21 protein-coding genes are annotated in these 21,968 nt (G+C 40.5%); 12 read left to right on the plus strand and 9 right to left on the minus strand.

All coding sequences use genetic code 11. The annotated features are described in order from the left end of the window. Positions 1-48 precede the first annotated feature (48 nt). The 3 genes from HG263_RS13330 (at position 49) to arcA (ending at position 3,007) form a co-directional block, all read left to right on the plus strand. Positions 49-1,671, plus strand: a complete 1,623-nt coding sequence (locus tag HG263_RS13330; protein ID WP_171626577.1) for an ATP-binding protein — start codon at positions 49-51, stop codon at positions 1,669-1,671. After that, entirely contained in the window at positions 1,668-2,183 is a 516-nt protein-coding gene (locus HG263_RS13335) for a YfiR family protein (RefSeq protein ID WP_171626578.1), read from the plus strand. Before HG263_RS13330 ends, HG263_RS13335 begins: the two co-directional genes overlap by 4 nt. A 107-nt stretch (positions 2,184-2,290) precedes the next feature. Next, positions 2,291-3,007, plus strand: a complete 717-nt coding sequence (gene arcA, locus HG263_RS13340) for a two-component system response regulator ArcA (RefSeq protein ID WP_171626579.1) — start codon at positions 2,291-2,293, stop codon at positions 3,005-3,007. 59 nt (positions 3,008-3,066) lie between these two features. Here arcA and arcB read toward each other — a convergent pair whose 3' ends face one another. Further along, complete coding sequence (gene arcB / locus HG263_RS13345) at positions 3,067-5,400, minus strand: aerobic respiration two-component sensor histidine kinase ArcB (protein ID WP_171626580.1); 2,334 nt, start codon at positions 5,398-5,400, stop codon at positions 3,067-3,069. Positions 5,401-5,611: 211 nt separating this feature from the next. On the opposite strand from arcB, the gene folE2 reads away from it, so the two are divergent. From folE2 to HG263_RS13365, 4 genes are all read left to right on the plus strand, one after another. Continuing rightward, on the plus strand, positions 5,612-6,532 hold the full coding sequence (folE2, locus tag HG263_RS13350; RefSeq protein WP_171626581.1) for a GTP cyclohydrolase FolE2: 921 nt from the start codon (positions 5,612-5,614) through the stop codon (positions 6,530-6,532). An 80-nt stretch (positions 6,533-6,612) separates the two neighbouring features. Next, a complete protein-coding gene (locus HG263_RS13355) occupies positions 6,613-7,203 on the plus strand; it encodes a DUF2726 domain-containing protein (RefSeq protein WP_171626582.1) in 591 nt (196 codons plus the stop codon). 126 nt (positions 7,204-7,329) lie between these two features. Next, positions 7,330-8,037 carry a 5'-methylthioadenosine/S-adenosylhomocysteine nucleosidase gene (mtnN, locus tag HG263_RS13360; protein ID WP_171626583.1) on the plus strand — a complete coding sequence of 236 codons (708 nt, stop codon included), beginning with the start codon at positions 7,330-7,332 and terminating at the stop codon, positions 8,035-8,037. Position 8,038: 1 nt separating this feature from the next. Continuing rightward, positions 8,039-9,001, plus strand: coding sequence for a cobalamin biosynthesis protein CobD/CbiB (locus HG263_RS13365; protein ID WP_246239964.1), 963 nt, complete (start codon positions 8,039-8,041; stop codon positions 8,999-9,001). A gap of 63 nt (positions 9,002-9,064) precedes the next feature. On the opposite strand, the gene tyrS is transcribed toward HG263_RS13365, so the two are convergent. Next, positions 9,065-10,264 (minus strand): tyrosine--tRNA ligase, encoded by a 1,200-nt coding sequence (tyrS, locus tag HG263_RS13370; protein ID WP_171626720.1) that lies wholly within the window; start codon positions 10,262-10,264, stop codon positions 9,065-9,067. 147 nt (positions 10,265-10,411) lie between these two features. Here tyrS and HG263_RS13375 point away from each other — a divergent pair, with 147 nt between their 5' ends. Next, the gene (locus tag HG263_RS13375; RefSeq protein WP_171626584.1) at positions 10,412-11,740 is read left to right on the plus strand and encodes a peptidoglycan DD-metalloendopeptidase family protein; all 1,329 of its coding nucleotides are present in this window, start codon (positions 10,412-10,414) and stop codon (positions 11,738-11,740) included. 90 nt (positions 11,741-11,830) lie between these two features. Here HG263_RS13375 and mdh read toward each other — a convergent pair whose 3' ends face one another. Next, positions 11,831-12,769 (minus strand): malate dehydrogenase, encoded by a 939-nt coding sequence (gene mdh / locus HG263_RS13380; RefSeq protein ID WP_171626585.1) that lies wholly within the window; start codon positions 12,767-12,769, stop codon positions 11,831-11,833. Between the two features lie 256 nt (positions 12,770-13,025). Here mdh and argR point away from each other — a divergent pair, with 256 nt between their 5' ends. Then, a complete protein-coding gene (argR, locus tag HG263_RS13385) occupies positions 13,026-13,493 on the plus strand; it encodes a transcriptional regulator ArgR (RefSeq protein ID WP_171626586.1) in 468 nt (155 codons plus the stop codon). 34 nt (positions 13,494-13,527) lie between these two features. Here argR and HG263_RS13390 read toward each other — a convergent pair whose 3' ends face one another. The 5 genes from HG263_RS13390 to HG263_RS13410 form a co-directional block, all read right to left on the minus strand. Beyond that, positions 13,528-14,445 (minus strand): Dyp-type peroxidase, encoded by a 918-nt coding sequence (locus tag HG263_RS13390; protein ID WP_171626587.1) that lies wholly within the window; start codon positions 14,443-14,445, stop codon positions 13,528-13,530. Between the two features lie 25 nt (positions 14,446-14,470). Beyond that, positions 14,471-15,502, minus strand: coding sequence for an ABC transporter ATP-binding protein (locus tag HG263_RS13395; RefSeq protein ID WP_171626588.1), 1,032 nt, complete (start codon positions 15,500-15,502; stop codon positions 14,471-14,473). Continuing rightward, on the minus strand, positions 15,499-17,115 hold the full coding sequence (locus HG263_RS13400; protein WP_171626589.1) for an ABC transporter permease: 1,617 nt from the start codon (positions 17,113-17,115) through the stop codon (positions 15,499-15,501). Before HG263_RS13400 ends, HG263_RS13395 begins: the two co-directional genes overlap by 4 nt. A gap of 16 nt (positions 17,116-17,131) precedes the next feature. Next, positions 17,132-18,136 carry a Fe(3+) ABC transporter substrate-binding protein gene (locus HG263_RS13405; protein ID WP_171626590.1) on the minus strand — a complete coding sequence of 335 codons (1,005 nt, stop codon included), beginning with the start codon at positions 18,134-18,136 and terminating at the stop codon, positions 17,132-17,134. Between the two features lie 801 nt (positions 18,137-18,937). Further along, positions 18,938-19,606: a DTW domain-containing protein gene (locus HG263_RS13410; protein WP_171626591.1), complete on the minus strand. Its 669-nt coding sequence runs from the start codon at positions 19,604-19,606 to the stop codon at positions 18,938-18,940. 70 nt (positions 19,607-19,676) lie between these two features. Here HG263_RS13410 and HG263_RS13415 point away from each other — a divergent pair, with 70 nt between their 5' ends. Together HG263_RS13415 and HG263_RS13420 are read left to right on the plus strand one after the other, a co-directional pair. Continuing rightward, a complete protein-coding gene (locus tag HG263_RS13415) occupies positions 19,677-20,216 on the plus strand; it encodes a GNAT family N-acetyltransferase (RefSeq protein ID WP_171626592.1) in 540 nt (179 codons plus the stop codon). A gap of 43 nt (positions 20,217-20,259) precedes the next feature. Beyond that, positions 20,260-20,652 (plus strand): DUF2750 domain-containing protein, encoded by a 393-nt coding sequence (locus HG263_RS13420; RefSeq protein ID WP_171626593.1) that lies wholly within the window; start codon positions 20,260-20,262, stop codon positions 20,650-20,652. Positions 20,653-20,669: 17 nt separating this feature from the next. Here the strand turns inward: HG263_RS13420 and HG263_RS13425 are convergent, their stop codons facing one another. Beyond that, entirely contained in the window at positions 20,670-20,870 is a 201-nt protein-coding gene (locus HG263_RS13425) for a hypothetical protein (protein ID WP_171626721.1), read from the minus strand. 379 nt (positions 20,871-21,249) lie between these two features. Here HG263_RS13425 and HG263_RS13430 point away from each other — a divergent pair, with 379 nt between their 5' ends. Further along, complete coding sequence (locus tag HG263_RS13430) at positions 21,250-21,903, plus strand: transporter (protein WP_171626594.1); 654 nt, start codon at positions 21,250-21,252, stop codon at positions 21,901-21,903. The last annotated feature ends 65 nt before the right edge of the window (positions 21,904-21,968 follow it).

Below are 21,968 nucleotides of genomic sequence, written 5' to 3' on the forward strand. Positions count from 1 at the left end.
ATGGGAATAGCGAGTAAGTATTGGTAACAGGCTCAATAAAGGCTAATAATGACAAGACAGGCTTCTAAAACCAGTATAAGGAAAGTGTTAATCAGTGCTGTAATGCTAGTTACCGCCTTATGCCTGTCGCTATCTATTTCTATTTCAACTTATCTTGATATCAAGGAGCAACGCCAGCTCATTATCAACAAACTTGATATGATTGCCGAAATAGTGTCATTCAATGCTCAGATAACCCTTATTTTTGAAGACAGAAAAACCGAAGAGAAACGCTTAAAATCATTCAAAACTGTTGATTTAGTTAAAAATATACATATTTATGATATTGATGACGTAACCAATAAACCGGTCTTTTTCACCAGTTATAATGCCTCTAAAACTCCGCCAGTTCCTCTAAAGGTTAATAGCATTGAAGAGCTCAAGAAACCTCGCATCACAGAGGACTATGTAGAGCTTATTAAACCTGTTATTTATGAAGAAAAAATAGAAGGATACGTTTATATTCGCGGTGGCTTAGAGCGATTAAATGAATATATAAACACCAAGATACTGGTTGATATCACACTCACTCTTTTCGTCTTACTTTTAGTTCTACTCGTTGCTAGAGGGATTCAACGCCGCATCGCTCGACCCATTGAAGAACTATCCATATTACTACAAGATGTCTCGAAAAATCACAACTATAGCACTAGAGCCTCTAGCAGCCATATCGAAGAAATAAACATTCTTGCTAGTAGCTTAAACGTGATGCTGACACGTACGCAAAACCAAATTGAACGTCACCAAGCAGATAAATTAGAGATAAAAAAGTTAAATCAAAGCTTAGAAGAAAAAGTAAATCAACGAACCATTGCCCTTCGTGAAGCGAACCAAGAGCTACTTAATACGCTAGAGCGTATGCACCAATATCAAAACCAAATCGTCGAAAATGAAAAAATGGCATCTCTTGGCCAAATGGTCGCAGGTGTTGCCCATGAAGTTAATACACCGATTGGTTTAGGGGTTACAGGCTCAACCCTATTAAGAGATAAGTTAGCCGACATCAAAACAGCGTTTGAGCAAAAGAATTTAACATCAAAGCAATTAGAGCGCTTTATAACTGATGGGATTGAAAACTTAGATTTAATATATCGAAATTTAAATCGGGCGGCAGATTTAATATCCAGTTTTAAACGTGTTGCAGTTAGCCAAGATCTAGAGCTAAGTTCAGATGTCAATGTAGCAGTGCTATTAGATAATATCATCAAAGCTATGAAGCCTGAGCTGGCCAGCAAAAAGCCCATAATCAATATTGACTGTGAAGATAACCTAGTCATAAGTAGTAAAGCGGGACCACTACAACAAATATTTGAGCAACTAATCTCTAACTCTATATTACACGGCTTTGCTGATGCTCAAGATAATGAAATAAACATAAAAATCGACACCGATAACAACCAACTAAATATCACTTATAGTGACAATGGTGGTGGTGTATCAAGCGCAATCAAAAAACGTATTTTTGACCCATTCGTTACCACCCGACGGGGTGAAGGTGGAAGCGGACTGGGTATGCATTTGGTCTACAACCTAATTACTCAGGCGTTACACGGCAACATTTCTTTAGATGAAAATTATAATGAAGGTGCACGATTTATTTTAACTTTACCACTGGGTGAGGTTAATCAATGAGATACCTGTTTCCATTAATTTTGTTAATTCCAATGATATGCAGTGCCAAGTCACCAGATCAGGTGCGTTCTGCATTTTTATATCAGATGGCCAAATTTATTGAGTTCCCTAATCAGCAAACTAAAAATTCTACTAAGTTCTGTTTTTTAAATATAGATAATGGACCTGGATTAATATTAGCGGGTAATAGAAGTTTAAAAATTAGAAATTTACCAATAGAAATAATACAAATAGAAAAACCAAAAGATTTAGGGGAACTTTCAGAACAATGTGATATCACATACATTGATGAAAGTAATGAAGATGATATACTTGCGGTTTGGATTAAAGCAAACCCTTTAGACACGGTGTTTGTGGGGGAAACAATAGATTTCCTCGAAGGCGGAGGAGTAGCCTCTTTGGTCCAAGAAGGGAGTAAAATTCGACTGTATATAAATAAGCAACAAGTTTCTCAACACAACTTTAAGGTGTTATCAAGATTGCTTGCAGTTTCTAAGTTTCATCCAGATTAATTTTACTTGTTAACAATTAGATATACTCCTATAATCGTAAATATTCGGTTTTATTAGATAGTACCGAATTTCATGTAAATAATATATTCCGAAAAGGTTAATTAATAATGCAAACGCCAGTCATTCTGATTGTAGAGGATGAAGACGTAACTCGCCTGAACCTCGTTAGTTTATTTGAAGCGGAAGGTTACAAAGTTATTGAAGCCATTGATGGCGATGACATGCATGACAAACTGACAACGCATGACGACGTCAATCTAGTGGTTATGGATATCAATCTTCCGGGTAAAAACGGCCTAATTCTAGCTCGTGAATTACGCCAAAAGAAAAACATTGGTCTTATTTTCTTAACTGGTCGTGACAACGATGTCGACCGTATTCTTGGTTTAGAAATAGGCGCTGATGATTATATAACAAAGCCTTTTAACCCTCGTGAACTAACTATTCGCGCGCGTAATCTAATTTCTCGTACAGGTTCATCTGCTGAAGAGTCTGCTATCGACACGAACGGCGTTATTACTTTTAACGGTTGGGAATTAGATGAAAACAGTCGCTGCCTAACTTCTCCTGCAGGTGAAGCAAAGCGCCTACCAAAGGGTGAGTACCGCGCTTTACGTCTAATGCTTGACTCTCCAGGCCGTATTTTCAGCCGTGAGCAGTTGATCAAACACATGACTGGTCGAGAGCTTCGTGCTAATGACCGTACTGTAGACGTGACAATTCGTCGCATTCGTAAGCATTTCGAAAGTGACAGCAATACTTCTGAGCTTATTAGCACCATCCATGGTGAAGGCTATCGCTTTATTGGAAAGATTGATAGCTGATAAAGTGAAGGTTCAGGGAGTTTTGCAATTATTGAATAAGGGGCGCATAGCCCCTTATTTTATTTACCTTTATTCTTTATCCCTAGCAGCGCTAAAGTTTGCTCCAACAAAATGATGCCATCCGCTATCTTGATTTCTAGCTCATTGATCCACTGAGTCAAAATCTCACCGCTGTTTTGATGCGCTTCCAATTCCATTTTTTTCGTATGCAACTGTACTTGATGTAATCCAACTGATCCTGCCGCTCCTTTAAGCTTATGCGCTACAGAGGCATATTCATCAATATCATCGTTGTCTAAAGATTGACGAAGTTCAGAGCAATACCTCGGGTTGAGCGTTTTAAATAAAGTAACACTGCGTTCAAAAGCTTCTCCCCCCATAGAGTCAATGAAATCGGTGATGGTATCTATATCTAACTCGTGCCGCTGTTGCTCACTAAAAGTGACTCCTTCGAGAAACTCTTTTGCTCCCGCCTGTTTGGCATCTATTCCAAATAACTCTGCTAGCATTTTATCTAGTCGGGTTGTATTTATCGGCTTAGCTAAAGCCCCTTGAATACTAATACCTTCTAATTCTTGCTCAGCACTACGCACGTTTGCTGTTAGTGCGACAATAGGCAGATCATCAAAATGACTATCAGCACGAATTTCTCTGGCAACTTGATCGCCATTAATATCAGGTAGCTGCATATCTAGCAGGATCAGATCTAAATCATCCTCAGTAGCAACTAAAGACAGCGCGTCCTCACCAGTTTCAGCCCATATTACTTCATGCCCGCGCTGCTCCAATAAGTTAGTCGCAATCTCAGCATTTAATGGCACATCTTCCACCAGCAAAATATATAGGCTACGCCCAGCGTAACTCTGCTGTTTTGGCGCACTACACAAGGTCAAAGGAATTTCCACATCAAAGCGACTTCCCTGCCCTTGCATGCTACTAACTCGAATACTCCCCTTCATTGCGTGCACGAGCGCTTTGGTAACAGCCAAACCGATCCCCGAACCTATCGCATTCGCTCCGGTCAAATCAGGTGCTTTGTAATACATATCAAAAATGCGTTCTTGTTGATCGCTCGGGATACCAACACCTGTATCGATGATACTAATATTAAGCCAAGGCCCTGACTCTCGGTTTTCCCGTTTACACTTGAGCGTTACACTTCCTCGGTGAGTAAATTTAACTGCATTATTAATTAAGTTCCAAAGTACTTGCCTCAAACGTGTAGGATCTAACAATGCATAAACATCCAAAACGCCTGAACGGTTAATAGTAAACTCAAGTCCTTTTTGATCAGCTATCAAGCCAGCAAAATTCACTACGTCATTAATAAAGTCTGAAACATTAATGCTATCAGTTGCAATATCTAACTGCTCACGATCAATTTTATCTAAATCGATAATGTCGTTAAAAATATTTCCAAGCGTTTCGGCGCTAGAAAAAATCGTGTTACACCAACTTTTTTGTTGTTGAGACAACTCGGTATCCAACAGCATACGTGTTAGACCAACGATACCATTCAAGGGAGTACGTAGCTCGTGGCTTAAGGTCGCAATGAATTTACCTTTATCTTTATAAGCAGTCTCTAATGCCTGCTCTGCTTCTTTACGACTTGTAATATCTCGACCAAACGCTAATAAACCAATGTACTTACCATCATCATTAATAAAAGGAAGCTTACGCATTTCAAACCAGCGATTTTCATCATTGACAGGATATTCAACATCTAACGTGATTGGCTTGTGTGTGGCTGAAACTTCTGTATCTGTGCGTAATACTTCTGGTAAGTAGCTTTGAGGGTATATTTGCTCTACTGAGCGACCAATGAGTTCCTCACTAGGTTTACCAATGACAAGTTCAAACATTTTATTACACCCGGCAAATACCCCATTTTCATCACGGTAGTAAAATAAGTCAGGTGATGAGTCAACGATAGAACGTAATAGCATGCCTTGTTGTGCGAGTTCTTGCTGGGTTTTCTTTCTTTCTGCTATTTCTTTACGTAGCTCTTCAATGGCTCGATGTTTTGCATGCAATGCCATTTTACGTTCATCAATCTCATTATTTAGGCGATTGATATTATCTTTTAATGTTTGGTTAAGGAGCTTTTCTTGCTGTGTTGCTGACTCTAGATAGCTTTTCGAGTCTTCCAGTTGGTGTATTGAGCGGATCATAATCGATATAAGCACTGGAGAAGTCACTGCGGAAAAAAACATTACCGCCAGTACATCAACTATTTTTATTTCACCCAGCGCAACATAATAAAACATACAAGATAAGATGAGTGCGACTAACAATATGAAAAAATAGCACATAAAGCTGGCAGGCTTTGCACCGTATTTACTGACTAAATTTGCTAATACACGAGCCCAAGGGCCAAAAGAAGATTCTGTCATAGTAACCATATACCCAATTTATCCGCACATTATACGCAAGCAACACCAAGATGCGAATAATCCTTTTTGTTAATACTGACGCAATTAAGACTGTAATAACTTATGCACAAAATACTTATTTCTGTCATGTTTAAGCAATTCTTATAGGGGCAACTCGTCCGATTATAGTGTAATATGCCCGCTTTTAATTGTCGTGACTATGAGGGTTTAGATGCAAACCATAATGCCAGATATTGCTGACACAGCTGAAGCCTTGCAAACCGGAACTTTAGATTGGGTCGGTATGGGCAACATTGAGTTACCCCTGTTATTTTCTAGTAAAGGATTATCCGACACCACAGTCATAGCCAAAGCTGACGCTTTTGTAAACTTGTACAACGAGCAAGCCAAAGGCATTCATATGTCTCGCTTATTTTTAGCTTTAGATACCTTGTCGTGCGAGCAAACGCTCACCCCAACGACACTCAAGCAGGTATTAGAAAGCTTTATAGCCAGCCATCAAGATTTGAGTAATGCAGCTAAAGTTGTACTGTCTTTTGAATTACCACTACGTCGTCCTTCCTTATTAAGTGGTAAACAAGGTTGGAAAAGTTACCCCGTGACGATTACGGCTAGTTTAATAAACAACCACTACCAACTAGAAGTTTCCGTCGACATTACCTACTCGTCTACTTGTCCTTGCTCTGCCGCCTTAGCGAGACAACTTATTCAACAAGCATTTACTGAGCAGTTTGCGCAACAGCAACTGAACTTTGAACAAGTGCACGATTGGCTAGGAAGCACACAAGGTATTGTGGCAACCCCGCACTCTCAACGCAGTGTAGCCAACATCAAAGTGAAGTTACCGTCGGATAGTCAAGAGTTTGACATTTTAGCACTCATTAATAGTACTGAGAATGAACTCAAAACTCCCGTACAAGCGGCTGTGAAACGTGAAGACGAACAAGAGTTTGCTCGATTAAACGGACAAAACTTAATGTTTTGTGAAGACGCGGCAAGAAAACTTAAGGCATTATTTGAAGTGTCGCACTATCAAGATTATTACATTAAAATAAACCACTATGAGTCATTACATGCGCATGATGCTGTCGCTTACGCGGTAAAAGGCTTAGCTCAAGGTTATCAAGTATAAAATAATCCAAAGAACACTCCAAACGGGCACGACACTTGCTTACATAACTGTAAATTGTCAAATTGTCGTTGGAGTGTTTTATGGAATTTGCTTTATTATCAATATTAGCTCTGGTGGTCATAGCCTCTGTTGTTGCAGCTAAGTATACCGACGCAGGCGGAAACCCTTATCCATTTAACAAAAAAGAGTCTGTTTTTAGTAATGTAGAGGCATCGTTTCTTACTTTATTAGAAAGAGCGGTGGGTGATAGATTCAAAATAGTAAGTCGTGTAAAGCTAATAGACTTAATTGAATGTAAGCCAGGTTTGTCAGATAAAGCTCGTAGGGCGGCATTAATCAAAGCCAAAAATAAGCAGCTAGACTATGTGCTTGTTGATAAAGATACCTTAAAAATCATGGCAGCAGTTGATTTAGTAAATAACGCCAATAAAAGCGGCCACAAGGCACAGCGCGATTGGTTTGTAAGCGGAGCGCTTGAATCTGCTGGGATCCCCCACATTAGAATGAAAGTAAAAGCAGGCTACAAATCATCTGAAGTACGTAGTGCTATTCTTTTTAAACTCGGGAAAACTGCTAAAACACCTGTACGCAGCCGCAACCGCACAGAAAAACCAGCGGTACTTTCACCGTCTCAAGCCAAAGCACATTCGACAGAGCTGGCAGAAATATAACGATTATGTTTTTGATAAAAAGCAGGCTTTTGCCTGCTTTTTATATATCCAAATATAAAGAATGAAACTCGCATTTGTGGTTTGCTCAGGTATACTACTGTGCAAGTTTTTTTAGGAATTTATATCATGAAAATCGGTATTATTGGCGCAATGGAGCCTGAAGTTGCGATCCTGCGTGAGGCAATTCAAAACAAACAACAACTCACTAAAGGTGGATTTACTTTTTACACCGGTGAATTGGCTGGCCACACTGTAACACTTGTACAATCTGGCATTGGTAAAGTCGCGGCTACAATTGCCACAACCCTATTAATTGATAATTTTGAACCAGATTGTGTGATCAATACCGGTTCTGCTGGTGGTTTTGAGCCGAGCTTAAATGTCGGTGATGTGGTTATTTCAGATGAAGTAAAACATCATGATGTTGATGTAACTGCATTTGGCTACGAAATTGGACAAGTACCACAAATGCCTGCTGGGTTTAAAGCACACCCAACATTAATTGAAGCTGCAAAGCAAAGTGTTGCTAGCCTTGTTGGTACACAAACAATGACTGGCTTAATTTGTACTGGTGATTCATTTATGTGTGACCCTGTTCGTATCGAAAAAGCGCGCACAGACTTTCCAACCATGCTCGCAGTTGAAATGGAAGGAGCCGCAATCGCGCAAGCTTGTCATGTACTTGATACTCCGTTCGTTGTTATTCGTTCTTTATCGGATATCGCGGGTAAAGAATCTCCGCAATCTTTTGAAGAATACTTAGAGGTTGCTTCTGTTAACTCTTCAAAATTAGTCACTGCACTACTTGAAAAGTTAGTAGACACGAAGCTGTAATATGCTTTTAGAGTTTATGCAAGCCCAACAGGGCTTGCTCATCTTTGTTTTATCCCTCGTTGCTGCACATTCAGTTCCGCTGCTTAATAGCTATCATCCTAACACCATCTTATCTTTAGTTTTTAAAGCGATAGCTAAACGCGTCTATAAAAGCAGTGCACCTGCAGGGTATCAACATTTAAGTGGCACACTTGCGTTTTTGTTACCTTCTTTAACCGTCATCATTTTGTGTTTTGCCATTGCTCAATTTGCCTACTACCCCAACTGGTTAGGAGGAATTGTGCTGTATTTATGCTTAGATACAAGAGTAACCACTCGTGCTAAACGCATCGCCACCTTGCTCAAACAAGGACAAAAATCCACAGCGAGGCAGTTACTTAGTAATATCGTTGCCAGAGATGTAGACAAATTATCAAGCGTAGGCATTAGCAAAGCCTGTATAGATAGCACCAGCCTAACAACCGTTAGGCATTATTATATGATCATCATATTCTACATATTGCTAGGCCCACTGGCCGCTTTAAGCTATAAGCTTTTATTGCTATGTGACCACGCATGGCGTACCGAGATAAAACCAAATAGTCGATTCATGAGTGCCTTGAAAAGCACCATTTATATTATTGAGTGGCTCCCTATACGAACATTTGTTTTGTTGATTGCGATGCCGTTACAGGTAAAAAAGGTGATGCATTACCTAAAACACTATGCTCGATATTTTTATCAAAAAAATAGTGGTTGGGTTTTGTCATTGTTTGCTGCAAATCTGAAAGTACAACTTGGTGGCCCGTGTTTCTATCTTGGCGAGCGTTATGAGAAGATGAGATTAGGCATCGAACGCCATCCAGAACCCAATGATATTGATTCATTGCTTAATCTGCTGAGTCGCATCAGAGTCTTTTTCTTTTTAGTACTCGCGCTTTGCTGGCTAACTTATGCACTAAGTGCAACATTTTTAAAAGGTTAGTCTCATAAAGTAAAAAGCCAGCGACTTGCGCTGGCTAAATGATATATTGCGATTTCAGACTCGTTAGTTAACCGTTACCTTCGCAAACTTTCGCTTACCAACTTGATAAATAGCAGTACTACCTTTCTCAACGACCAGCTTACTATCAGTAACTTTTTCTTCACCATTAAGCTTCACTGCACCTTGTTTGATCATACGGATCGCTTCAGAGGTACTCGCTACTAAGCCCGCATCTTTAAGCAGGTTTGTGATGAACGTTGTCGGCTCATCAATGGTGATGCTAACTTCTGGAATATCATCAGGCAGAGCATTTTTCTGGAAACGCTTAATAAAGTCTTGATGTGCTGCTTCAGCATCCTGTGCACTATGAAAACGAGCAATCATTTCTTTTGCAAACTCAATCTTGATATCTCGAGGGTTACGACCGTCAGCAACTTGCGCTTTCAATGCAGCAATTTGTTCTAAAGAAAGCGCACTTAAAAGCTCGTAATAACGCCACATTAAATCATCCGAGATAGACATTACCTTACCAAACATATCGTTAGGTGCATCTGTAATACCGATATAATTGCCCAACGATTTCGACATTTTTTGCACACCGTCTGTACCTTCAAGCAGTGGCATCATTAATACAGTTTGTGGCTTTTGCCCTTCTTCTTTTTGTAACTCTCGGCCCATAAGAAGATTAAAGCGCTGATCTGTACCACCAAGCTCAACATCCGCCTCTAGCGCCACTGAGTCCCAACCTTGAACTAGTGGATACAAAAATTCATGAATCGCGATTGATTGTCCGCCTGCATAACGCTTTTTAAAATCATCACGTTCGAGCATACGTGCTACAGTTTGACGTGCTGCTAGCTTTATCATCCCTGCACTGCCTAGTTTTTCCATCCAAGTAGAGTTAAAGGCGACCGTTGTTTTAGCGGGGTCAAGAATTTTAAATACTTGTTCTTTATAGGTTTCAGCGTTTGCGAGAACGTCCTCTTTAGTAAGAGGCTTACGCGTCACATTTTTCCCCGTTGGGTCACCTATCATACCGGTAAAATCACCAATTAAGAAAATAACCTCATGACCTAAATCCTGAAATGTCTTTAACTTATTAATCAGAACAGTGTGACCTAAATGCAAGTCAGGCGCTGTTGGATCAAAACCCGCTTTAATCTTGAGCTTTTTACCTGATTTGAGTTTTTCTTTTAAGTCATCTTCTATAAGAATTTCTTCTGCACCGCGTTTTATCTCTGCAAATGCAGTTTCAAAGTCCACCATTCATCGCTCCAAATATTCAGTTTATCGCCCGATTCTAGCCTATATTGGAGCGAGTTTAAATGCACAAAATACTGGTATTGCAGCTTTATTGCGTATATCCTGCAATATTATCAGTAAAAATCTTGACAGCAGAAAAGGCGCCTTATGGTTCACGTGGTGTATAAGCTCCCTAAAAAACACAAACTGCTTATTATTAGTCTCATCTCATTAATGGTGATCGTTGCCCTATGGCCTTCAGAAAAAGCAACGGCATCTAAAGATCATGATAAAAATGCATTAGAAGTAGGTAAACGATACGAGTTACCTGTAAAAGTTAGTGAAAAAGCAGAACATCTAACTGAACTAAATGCCGCTGACACTCCTCATGATACTAAAAAAGTTGAATATAATTTTATTGATCATGAAGTGAAAGCTGGTGACAACCTCGCTATTATTTTTAAAAGAGCGGGATTTTCTGCGCAAACATTACATCAGTTGGTTAATACCAACGAAGAAACGCGTAAGCTTACTAAAATTCACCCAGGTGAAGTGTTGAGCTTTGCAAAAGATCAACACGGCAAACTAGTACAACTTAAATACGTACTATCTAAAACAGATACGCTGTTCGTCACACTCAACCAAGACGATACCTACGATACCGCTATCCAAAGCAAAGAAATTGAAACGGTCGCTAAATCTGCTGGCGGCGAGATCTCATCGAGCTTTTGGACTGCAGGGATCACATCAGGCCTGTCTGAGCGCCAAATCATGAACTTTGCAGACATCTTCGGCTGGGACGTCGACTTTGCTAACGACATTCGTAAAGGAGATAGCTTTTCTATCATTTATGAGTCTCACTTTGTAGATGGTGAAGAAATTGGCACTGGCAAAATTATCGCTGCAGAATTTATCAACCAAGGTGAGCGCTATAGCGCGATTCGTCATACTGATGGCAATTTTTATACGCCTGAAGGACGCAGCATGAAAAAAGCGTTTTTACGCGCACCGGTTAACTTTAAATATATTAGCTCTAGCTTTAACCCTCGTCGTAAACACCCTGTAACTGGCAGAGTTACAGCGCACAGAGGTATTGATTATTCAGCGCGCACAGGTACGCCTGTTGTTGCCTCTGGTAACGGTAAGGTTATTAAATCAAGTTACAACCGACTAAACGGTAACTACGTCTTTATTCAGCATGGCAGTAAGTACGTTACTAAGTATCTACACTTAAACAAACGTATGGTTAAAACAGGCCAAAAAGTGAAGCAAGGTCAAAAGATAGGTACTGTGGGCGCTACAGGTCGCGTAACAGGCGCTCACTTACACTATGAGTTTTTAGTAAATGGCGTACACCGTAATCCAAAAACCGTAGAGCTGCCCAAGTCTGAGTCTTTACCAAAGGATGAGTTATTGGCATTTAAACCTGTCGCCAAAGACTTACTCACGCGACTAGAGCGTAATAGAGAGTTAAGATTAGCGATGAATAACAACTAATTTAAAAGTTTATTTAAAAGGTCTCAGTTGAGGCCTTTTTTATACCCACAAAAAAGCCCGCAAGCTGCGGGCTTTTCAATTCTAAATGGCTTATTTTGCCATGAAGTCAACACCTTCTTGGATGTCTTTTTTCAAGGTTTCAAGCATATCTTCTTTGGCTTTTTGCTCGAATGCGCTTAACTCGCCGTAAGGTAGGATTTCTTCAACACCGTTAAGGCCTAGGCGCACAGGATGTGCAAAGTAAGGCGCATCGCCGTTCTCTACAGCAACGTATGCGTAATCTACTACGTTGCTCTCGCCTTGTAGACCTTTAACTAAAGAGAAGCAGAAGCGTGCAGCTGCAGCACCCATTGAAAGTGTCGCAGAACCACCACCCGCTTTAGCATTTACTACTTCAGTACCAGCGTTTTGAATGCGTGGAGTTAATGCTGCCACTTCTTCATCAGTGAAAGTTACACCAGGAACTTGAGAAAGTAGAGGTAAGATAGTTGTACCTGAGTGACCACCAATTACTGGTACTTTCACTTCAGACACGTCTACACCTTTAAGCTCTGCAATAAATGCCTCTGAACGAATCACATCAAGTGTTGTTACACCAAATACACGTGAAGCTTCATAAGTGCCTGCTTTTTTGAATACTTCAGCTACGATTGGTACAGTACCGTTAACTGGGTTGGTGATAACGCCCACTAGCGCTTTAGGACAGTTTCTAACAATACCTTCAGCCAACGTTTTGATGATACCAGCGTTTACGTTAAATAGGTCCGCACGGTCCATACCTGGCTTACGAGGCATACCTGCTGGAATAAGTACGATATCAGCGCCAACTAACGCTGCGTCTAAATCATCTGCACCAAAACCTGCAACTTTAACTGCAGTTGGAATGTGAGAAAGGTCAACCGCTACACCAGGAACAACTGGTGCAACATCGTATAGTGCTAGCTCAGAGCCTGCAGGCAAGCCATTTTTTAGTAAAAGTGATAAAGCTTGACCGATACCGCCAGCGGCACCTAATACAGCAACTTTCATGTGAATTCTCCATAATTTGAAGGTGGAATTGAATGAGCTGTAAAGATAATGAAAAGCGCCGCTAAAAACAAATTAATCCGAGTTATTTTCATGATTTTTTCGACTATAGTTGTAAAGCTTTACACACTCTGGCGTTTACGATAACCAAATCTCACCTTGTACTAAAGATAAGCAATCACATTAAATGCGAAAATTTGGGTAACTAGCTAGTTTTGTGTAAAATCCAACAAACAGCTTTAAAAAGAAATGAAACGTTATGCAACCACAAGAAAAACAAGAAGCTTTAATCAAGGCATTTAAAGCTCTGCTAAAAGAGGAAAACTTTGGTTCTCAAGGCGAAATTGTTGAAGCCCTAAAAGAGCAAGGGTTTGATAATGTCAGTCAAAGTAAAGTATCTCGAATGCTAAGCAAGTTTGGGGCAGTAAGAACCCGAAATGCCAAACAAGAAATGGTCTATTGCTTACCTGCAGAAATGGGCGTGCCAACAGCTAAAAGCCCTTTACGTCAGCTGGTTATAGATATTATGCATAACGAAATGATGATCATTATTCGTACCAGCCCAGGGGCTGCTCAGTTAATAGCACGTTTACTTGACTCGCTGGGCACAGCCGATGGTGTATTAGGCACGATAGCTGGAGATGATACGATATTCATCGCACCTGCAAAAGTATCAGAAATTGACGCAACACTAGAGCGCGTTAAAACACTATTTGATAACGTTTAAGTTTATTTGAGTGAGCAAACGAGTTTGCTCACTCCTACCCCTCACACAGTTTTGCCATATCATTTAAAAACTGCACAGAAGGCGCAAAAAAAGCGGCTCCCATATCAGCTTGACTGTAATCTAACAATGGATCGTAACACTGCGTATTACCTAGTCTAGACGTAAGCACCTGTTCAAATGCAGAGCCACTTGCTGAGCAGCTTAACCACAGACTTCCCTGCTCAAATACATCACCAAAAGGCATGCTTTGATCTAGCAGCAATGCCAGCCCATGTTCATCAGTTAACTCTGTTAATGTTGCATGGCTATCAGGTTGAGATGGTTCAAGCAAAGTATTATCTAAACGCGTACGCCCCATAATTTGCTCTTGCTCTGCCAACGGCAAGCGCTGCCAAGCATCGATATCAAACTTCACTCGCATAACATGTAAGTAACTACCTTGATCGTCTAATTTTTGAGGGTTATTTATCAGCGCTACTTGACGCTTAAAACGCCCATGAGGCGCATTTGCGCCATAAACAAAACCGTTGAAGTCACGTCCATCTAAAAACCGAAATCCTCTTACGTGTGCAACTAATTCAACACTGGGCGCCAGCATATGCAAAACACTTTGGGCAAATAAGTAGTTAACATCTTCTCTATCAGAGCGGATAACATATAAAAGATCGAACGGCTGAGAATGAATAACATGCTCAGAGCTAGTTACATTAGGAAAGCTCTTAAGTTGTTCCGGAATAAACTCAGGGTAAATATGAGGCCAATACTGCGCACCTATGGCAACGAAACTTGATACCATAGATTCAGAAAAACGGTCGCTCAATTCATTTTGCAAACGTTCACAATTGGCTAGCGCAGCACGAACGGCTTCATCTTGACCTTCTAATACATTAAAAAATAGATGCAGCCCGTGTAGGTTTGCTTCAGCACAGACCCCTGATTGTGCTTGCGCCATGCTCGTTCCTTTTATTCATCTGGTGTTAAGAAAAGAAATTTACCGCATGTGCCTTAATTTTTAAAGAGACAGGTTTAGTTGTATCTAATAATTGCTCGGCAGGTGCAGGAACTTCAAGTTGTTGATCATCCACCTTTATATGATAGACGTAATCCGTGCCAATGAACCTTTGTTGTAAAATTTCCACTTTACCAGTGGGTGAGTTAATTAGCTCTAAATGCTGCGGACGCACATAAATTTGTCCTTTATCTTCACTATCGGGCAAGGCTATCACCGACCCCACCTTGCCAAACTTAGTGCTAACACTTTGACCATTTAGTCGATTAGCATCAAGATAGATCCCGCGACCTAAAAACTCTGCAACCGCTTTGGAGCTTGGTTTTTGAAATAATGCCTGAGCGCTATCTAGTTGTGCAATTTTCCCCTTGTGCATAATGGCCAGCTTATCTGCAAACGCAAATGCTTCATCTTTTGAATGACTAACGAAAATTGCAGAGACTTGTTGATCTTTAATAATACTACGAATGTCATTTATTAACTGAAAACGCACCTGAGTATCAATGTTAGAAAATGGTTCATCCAGCAACAATAAGTTCGGTTTGTAAGCCAAAGCTCTGGCAATCGCGACGCGTTGCTGCTGTCCTCCAGATAGCTCGTGCGGGAAACGTTTTTCTAAGCCCTCAAGCCTGACAAGTTCAATCATTTGAGCCACGCGTGTGTGACGTTCGCGCTTGTTCAACCTTGATAAACCAAATGCAATATTCTGAGTCACATTTAAATGCGGGAATAAGGCGTAATCTTGAAACATCATACCAATATTGCGATGCTGTGGCTGCACAAATAGTTGCCCGTTATTCATACATTGGCCATGGATAACAATTCGCCCATGTTGCGGCTTAATTAAGCCCGCAATGGCTTTTAATGTTGTCGTTTTTCCACAGCCGCTCGCGCCTAGAAGACAGACGATCTCATTATGCGCAACCGTAAGATCAAGTTCACTGATCACTTTTTGTTGTTGATATTGATACGATACTTTTTCTAGGATGAGACTACTCATTGGCTATGCTGTTCCATTGAACGATTGACAATATATAACGGGATCAAACCGACCATAACAATAAACAGTGCAGAAATAGAAGCCAGCTCCAACTGCTCGTCACTCACGTATTGAAATACATGTGTTGCTAACGTTTCGTAATTAAATGGCCGCAATAGTAAGGCTGCTGGTAGTTCCTTCATACATTCAATAAAAACCAAAAGTGCAGCAGTTAATATGCCCCGTCGTAACATTGGAAAATGCACTAAGCTTAAGGTTTGTAAAAGGTTTTTTCCCATGCTTTGACTTGCCATATCCAATGATGGACTAATGCGCACATAGCTTGCTTCAACAGCACCGTGGGCAATTGCATAAAAACGTACAATATAAGCAAATATCATCGCAAAAATACTACCACTTAGCAGTAAACCAGGCTCAAAACTGCTCTGTGCAAACCACTCATTAAGTTTATTATCAAGTAAAGTCAGAGGTAAAAGGACCGCGATGGCAAGTACGGTTCCAGGTAACGCATATCCAGCGCTGGCAAATTTACCTGGGATATATTTACCATTATGCTCGCCAATTCGTTGGTAAAAAACAACGATTAAACTCATCACCACAGCTATTGCACTAACCCACAAAGCAATCTTTAAGCTGTGCCAAGCATATACGAAAAATTCACTGCTCCAAGCTTGCTCAAAATAATCAATGGCATAACCAAATAAAACACCAACAGGCAATGCAAAAGCAAATAACAACACCAAGATACAATAGAGTGTTGCAAACCAGGCTGATTTGCCACTAAGCGTATAAAGAACCTCGTCATTAATACTGGTTTGACGCTCATGGACAACAGTGCTTTTTCTGCTCACTCGCTCTAAAGCTAACGAGATAAACAAAAACAATAACATTATGCCTGATATTTTCGCCGCAGCCGTCAGCGAATAATAGCCTAACCAAGTATCATAAACCGCAGTGGTAAGCGTACTGACTGCAAAATAGTGAACGGTGGCAAAATCAGCCATCGTTTCCATGCTTATTAAAGCCAAGGCAGCCACCACAGCGCCACGGGCCATTGGTAAACTCACTTTGAAAAAGCTTTGTACCGGACTTTGTCCCATTAGCTGACTGGCTTGGATCAGTTTAAATGATTGCTCACGTAAAGCGGTTTTAAATATCAAATACAAATATGGGTAAAGCACCAACGCAATCATTACCGCAGCCCCAGGTAAAGTACGTATATCAAAAAACCAATAATCATTGGGAGACTGCCAATCAAACCAAGTTCTTAACTTAACTTGCACGGGCCCTGCATAATCAAGTAAATCGGTGTAAATATAAGCAATGATATAAGTTGGCATGGCCAGTGGTAACATTAACGCCCACTCAAAAAAACGCTTGCCCGGAAACTGACAATATGCGGCTAACCAACCAAGCGGAAGCGCGATGATGCAACTTAGCACCAAGACGCCTAAAATTAATAGCAAGGTATTGCTAATATAATCCCACAGAACGGTTTCCCAAAGATGTGAAAACACCTCCGAGTGACCTTGTAGTGACTCAAAAATTAAAAAGGCCAGCGGTGCCGATAGGCATACACCTATCGACCAAGCAGCCAGCTGCCATCTAGACAAACATCAGCCCCTTAAATTACAGATCGAATTTTACTTCATCAATTAATTTAAGTGCCACCGGACGATATTTAGCAATCTCGGCAAGCCCTAAGCTGTCTTCTTTGAAGTCCCCCCAAGATGCCACAAGTGGAGATAACTTCACTCCAGGCTTTACTGGGTATTCCATGTTCACTGATGCATACATGTTTTGTGCTTCACCGCTGCTCATAAACTCAATTAATTTAAGCGCGTTATCAGCATTCTTAGCGTATCGAGTCATCACGACACCAGATACGTTTAGGTGAGAACCACGATCTTTTTGATTAGGGAAGTTAATATAAACAGATTCAGCCCAAGCTTTTTGCTTGTCATCTGTTAGCATTTTGCCAAAGTAATAACTGTTACCCAGCGCTAAATCACACAGCCCTTCTTTTACCGCTTTAACTTGCGCACGGTCGTTGCCTTGTGGCTTACGAGCCAGATTTGCTTTGACGCCTAATAACCATTTTTTGGTATCTTCTTCACCATGATGTGCAACCATGGAAGCAACAAGACCTAAGTTATATGGGTGCTTGCCTGAACGCGTGCAAATTTTTCCCTGATATTTAGGATCAGCCAGTTCTTCATAAGTTAGCGCGTTGAGTTTACCTAAGCGCTCTTTTGATGAATAGACATTACGAACCCTTTTAGTTAAAGCAACCCACTCCCCCTGCGGATCTCTAAATGCAGATGGAATATTATTATTTACTTTTTCACTCTTTATAGGTTGGGTAAGCTCTAGCTCTTCTAATTGAATAAGTGAACTAAAATTGGACGTTAACACTAAATCGGCTCGACTATGTTTACCTTCTCGTTTAACTCGCTCGATTAAACCCTTTTTAGCAAAAACCACATTGGTTTTAACGCCAGTTTGGGCAGTGAACTTATCTAAAATTGGTTGAATTAGAAATGGTTGTCGGAAAGAGTAAATATTTACTTCTTCATCAGCAATAGCGGGGGTACATAGTAACGAGGCACACACAGCAGCGAGTAATCGCTTCATAATCTAGCTCCAATTTTACGTTTATTCTTATTCGGGCAATTCTAACCTTTATCATTGCATTATACACCCCAAAGCAAATACTAATCATCAGCATCTTTGCTTACAAACGCGAAAGAGTAGAATTTATATGTGAGATATCTCTCACCAAGCACAGGGATATAAAGGAACTGACTGCTGTTTATACCACCAAAAAACCCATAAGCAACTGTAATATAAAGACTTTACATCATCACCTTTCTTTTCGAGTAAATTAATAAGCATTTTAGTCGCTTTTTTAGCATCCCGATTGCTCTATACTTTAAAACAAGTTCAGGATGACATCGGTTTTAGCAAGCTGATTAAATGGAATACAGACACTTCCTACTAGAATGTAGGCGCAATGGATAGCTAAAGGAAGCACAATGGATAGTGTATTAGAATAGGCACAAATTGGACGTCTTATTCATGCATTGACGCATTATGGATTAGCTAAGGAATAGCACATCAACGTGCAGGAAGCACTGAGGAAAATTATGTTCTAGGAATGAACATAATTAGGATTAGAGCCACAGAGCTCAAATGGATTCAAAAGGAATTTGGTACGGAGATACAGCTGGAAGCTGTTTTCAATGGAAGGAGCGCACGGAGCAACATGGAGGAATAGGACATTAGCAGGATGCTAGATTTCGCACCAACAGAACGCCAAGCGAAAACCAAGGAACAGGACGTTTTAGGAGTTGATAATTCAACATAGCAGGATGCTATAAAAGATTCCGTCAGCGCGACTCATTGAGTCGCGCTTCTTTCTTTGTCTTTAGAATACTATCCTTTTTTTCGCTTCCCTTTAAGGTACGCATCTCTAAAATCGATGAAATGCTGAGTTAACCTTTGTGCAGCTTGAAGTTCCCCATTCTGTTCTAACACAACACATGCGACTTCCGCAGTCCCGAGCTGATGTGCATGAGGTGCAACACGCAGCTTGTAATCAGATAAAGACTCTGGCGATACAGAAAGCACAGGTAACTGATCCAAATAAGGGCTTTTTCGGAACATTTTTTTAGCTTCTCGCCAAGTCCCATCTAAAAAGAGATACAAAGGCACTTTACTTGGCATCTTGGTAACATGTGTAATAATTCGCTCAGGCTCAACATTTTCCGCAGGAAACACCACTATAGGTTGATAAATCGGGTTGTTCAACAGCGCTATGAGTGCTTTATCAGGTTCGGTTCTATCCCATCTAAACGCATGATTATCAGGAATAATATCTGCAATTAACCGCCCAGTATTGGATGGCTTAAAACTTTCATTATGATACATTAATAAGCACACTGCGCTTTGACAATCTTCTGCCACATTAATACCATCGCAGATACATAGGCTTTGCGCTAACAAACATGCTTCACAACGGTTTAGCTTCGACCCTCTGGCCTTGTATTCACGCTTTGCAGCGGCTATTTGCTGTTGGCGTAATGCCAATACGGAATTGTTCACTGAACACCCTCAATTAAACTGGGTGCGTATTGTAATAAAATTCACACTTAAAAACAGTAACGGAGAAAAAATGACTCTCGCTAATTCAGAACGTTTAAGCTATCGCCTGATGGATGAAAACGACGCTCACTTACTTTTTGAACTAGACCAAGACCCTGCTGTAATGAAATATATCAATGGCGGAACCCCAAATACTATGGACGATATCTGCAATACGTTTATTCCACGCCTCAAAGCTTTCACTAACGCAGAACAAGGGTGGGGTTTATGGCAGGTTAACATTACCGAAACCGAGCAATTTATTGGTTGGATACTGGTGCGTCCTATGGGCTTTTTTAATAATGAACGTGACGATAGTGACTTGGAACTAGGATGGCGTTTTAAACAATGTACTTGGGGGAAAGGCTATGCGAGTGAAGCGGCTAATCACATAGCGCACACCTTAACGTCTAACCCTACAACCCTTTCATTCAGCGCCACAGCATTACCTGATAACCTAGCATCCATAGCCATAATGAAAAAGCTCGGCATGAGTTTTATCAAAGAGTATATCCATAAAGATCCTTTGGGTGATTGCAAGGCTGTATTATATAGAAAAAACTTACGCTAATATGGGCTAACCACCTCTTGGCGTGAATAACCACGGATAATTTATGGATACACCAATTAATCCCGATAGAATTAAAGCGTTGCTACACAACGATAATGAACAACGCTATAAGTATTTAATCAAAGAAGTAACCAAAAATGAACTAATCTGGATTTTGACCGATGAGCACGGCTGCGTAATGCTTAACACAGACAGCGAAGATTGTGTGCCAATTTGGCCGAATAAAGAGTTTGCCCAGCTATGGGCTACTGGTGATTGGCAAGATTGTCAGCCCTTGTCAATTAGTCTTAAAAAATGGCACGCTAAGTGGACTGATGGTTTAGCCGATGACGAGTTGGCTATTGCTGTATTCCCAGTCCCCGAACAAGATGGTTTAATCGTTTACCCCGACGAGCTTGACTATGAGCTAGTGCAATATAGATCTCGAAAGCCTTGAAAGTTAAGGGATTGCGTTTAGCTACTCTGATATAACGGTTTTAAATCCAAAGAAGCTAGCTTAGCCAAAGTGTTTTTCACCAGCAATTTGGCTTTATTCAAGCTAGAGCTTTCAGCATAACATCTAAGTTCAGGCGCATTCCCAGATGGACGCAGATGAAGGATATTCTTATTGTCGAGTGTTATTCTCAAGCCATCGGTATCGTCAATATTGAGAATGCTGGATGTTCAACGAACAAGCTAGTCAGCAGCTTATGCGGATGCTCTCGTACGAACTGAATAATTTTATCACTTGTTTATCTATATTTTGAAGTCTATCGCTGTAAGTAAATTGCTTGGCTTTCTTCTGATCACACTCGGATACTACCTGCCTAGCACTGTACTGCATGTGCTCTGCCGCTCTCGCCAATGCCATGTTATTAATATTGTTACTGAGCTTTTGTTTTATTGCGAAGCACATATCACAGCAAAATAAAATTTAAAAACACGCTCGTTACGCTTATTTACAGAATAGCCACCAAACTTTAGGCTGTGCCATTGCATTCCACTTTGTTCCCATTAAAATACAGCGCCTCTAACTATTTGGAAAAAATAAACAATGAAACTTAAAAAGATCGCCTTTGTTGTGGCTGCACTTGCTAGTGCACAAGCCATCGCGTCAGAAGCACCAGCTAACCAGGAAAATGTTACACCACTTAACTTTTCTATGTATGTTGGTTTTACGCATGGTGGTGATAAGCTGATAGAAATTCAATATGAAGGTCGCTCTAATCAAGATATTCGTGCGGGTGGCGCAATTAATTTAGGTGCTGGTTTAAACTACCAGTTCAATAACAAGTGGTCATTACAATCAAACTTGGGCTACCATTTTGATTCTGATAATGCGAACAACGCAGACATTACCTTCTCGCGTTGGGCGTTGGATGTAATTCCATATTACAAGCTAAATGACTCGTTTAAAGCAGGTGTTGGTATTATTTACCATCTAAACAGTGAGTTAGACATGGATATGAACAACACCAATAGTAGTCTTTCTTTCAAAAATACTGCAGGTGTAGTTGCTTCTCTAGGCTACCAATTTGAAAACCATAACGGCTGGCTAGAAGCACGTGTCGTTAAAATTTCGTACGATGCAGACAGAATAAGCGTGGGCAAAGTTTGGGGTATCAATGTCAACGAGTCAGCCAGTGTGCGAGATGCACCAAGCATTGATGGTAACCATGTTGGCTTAGCTTATCACTACGTATTTTAAGCTTTCACTGTTTAACTCTGAAACAAGTTAAGAATGACGATAAGCGATCTTGTAAATACAAAAAA

The organism is Pseudoalteromonas caenipelagi, assembly GCF_013140855.1.
In the GTDB taxonomy this organism is placed as follows: domain Bacteria; phylum Pseudomonadota; class Gammaproteobacteria; order Enterobacterales; family Alteromonadaceae; genus Pseudoalteromonas; species Pseudoalteromonas caenipelagi.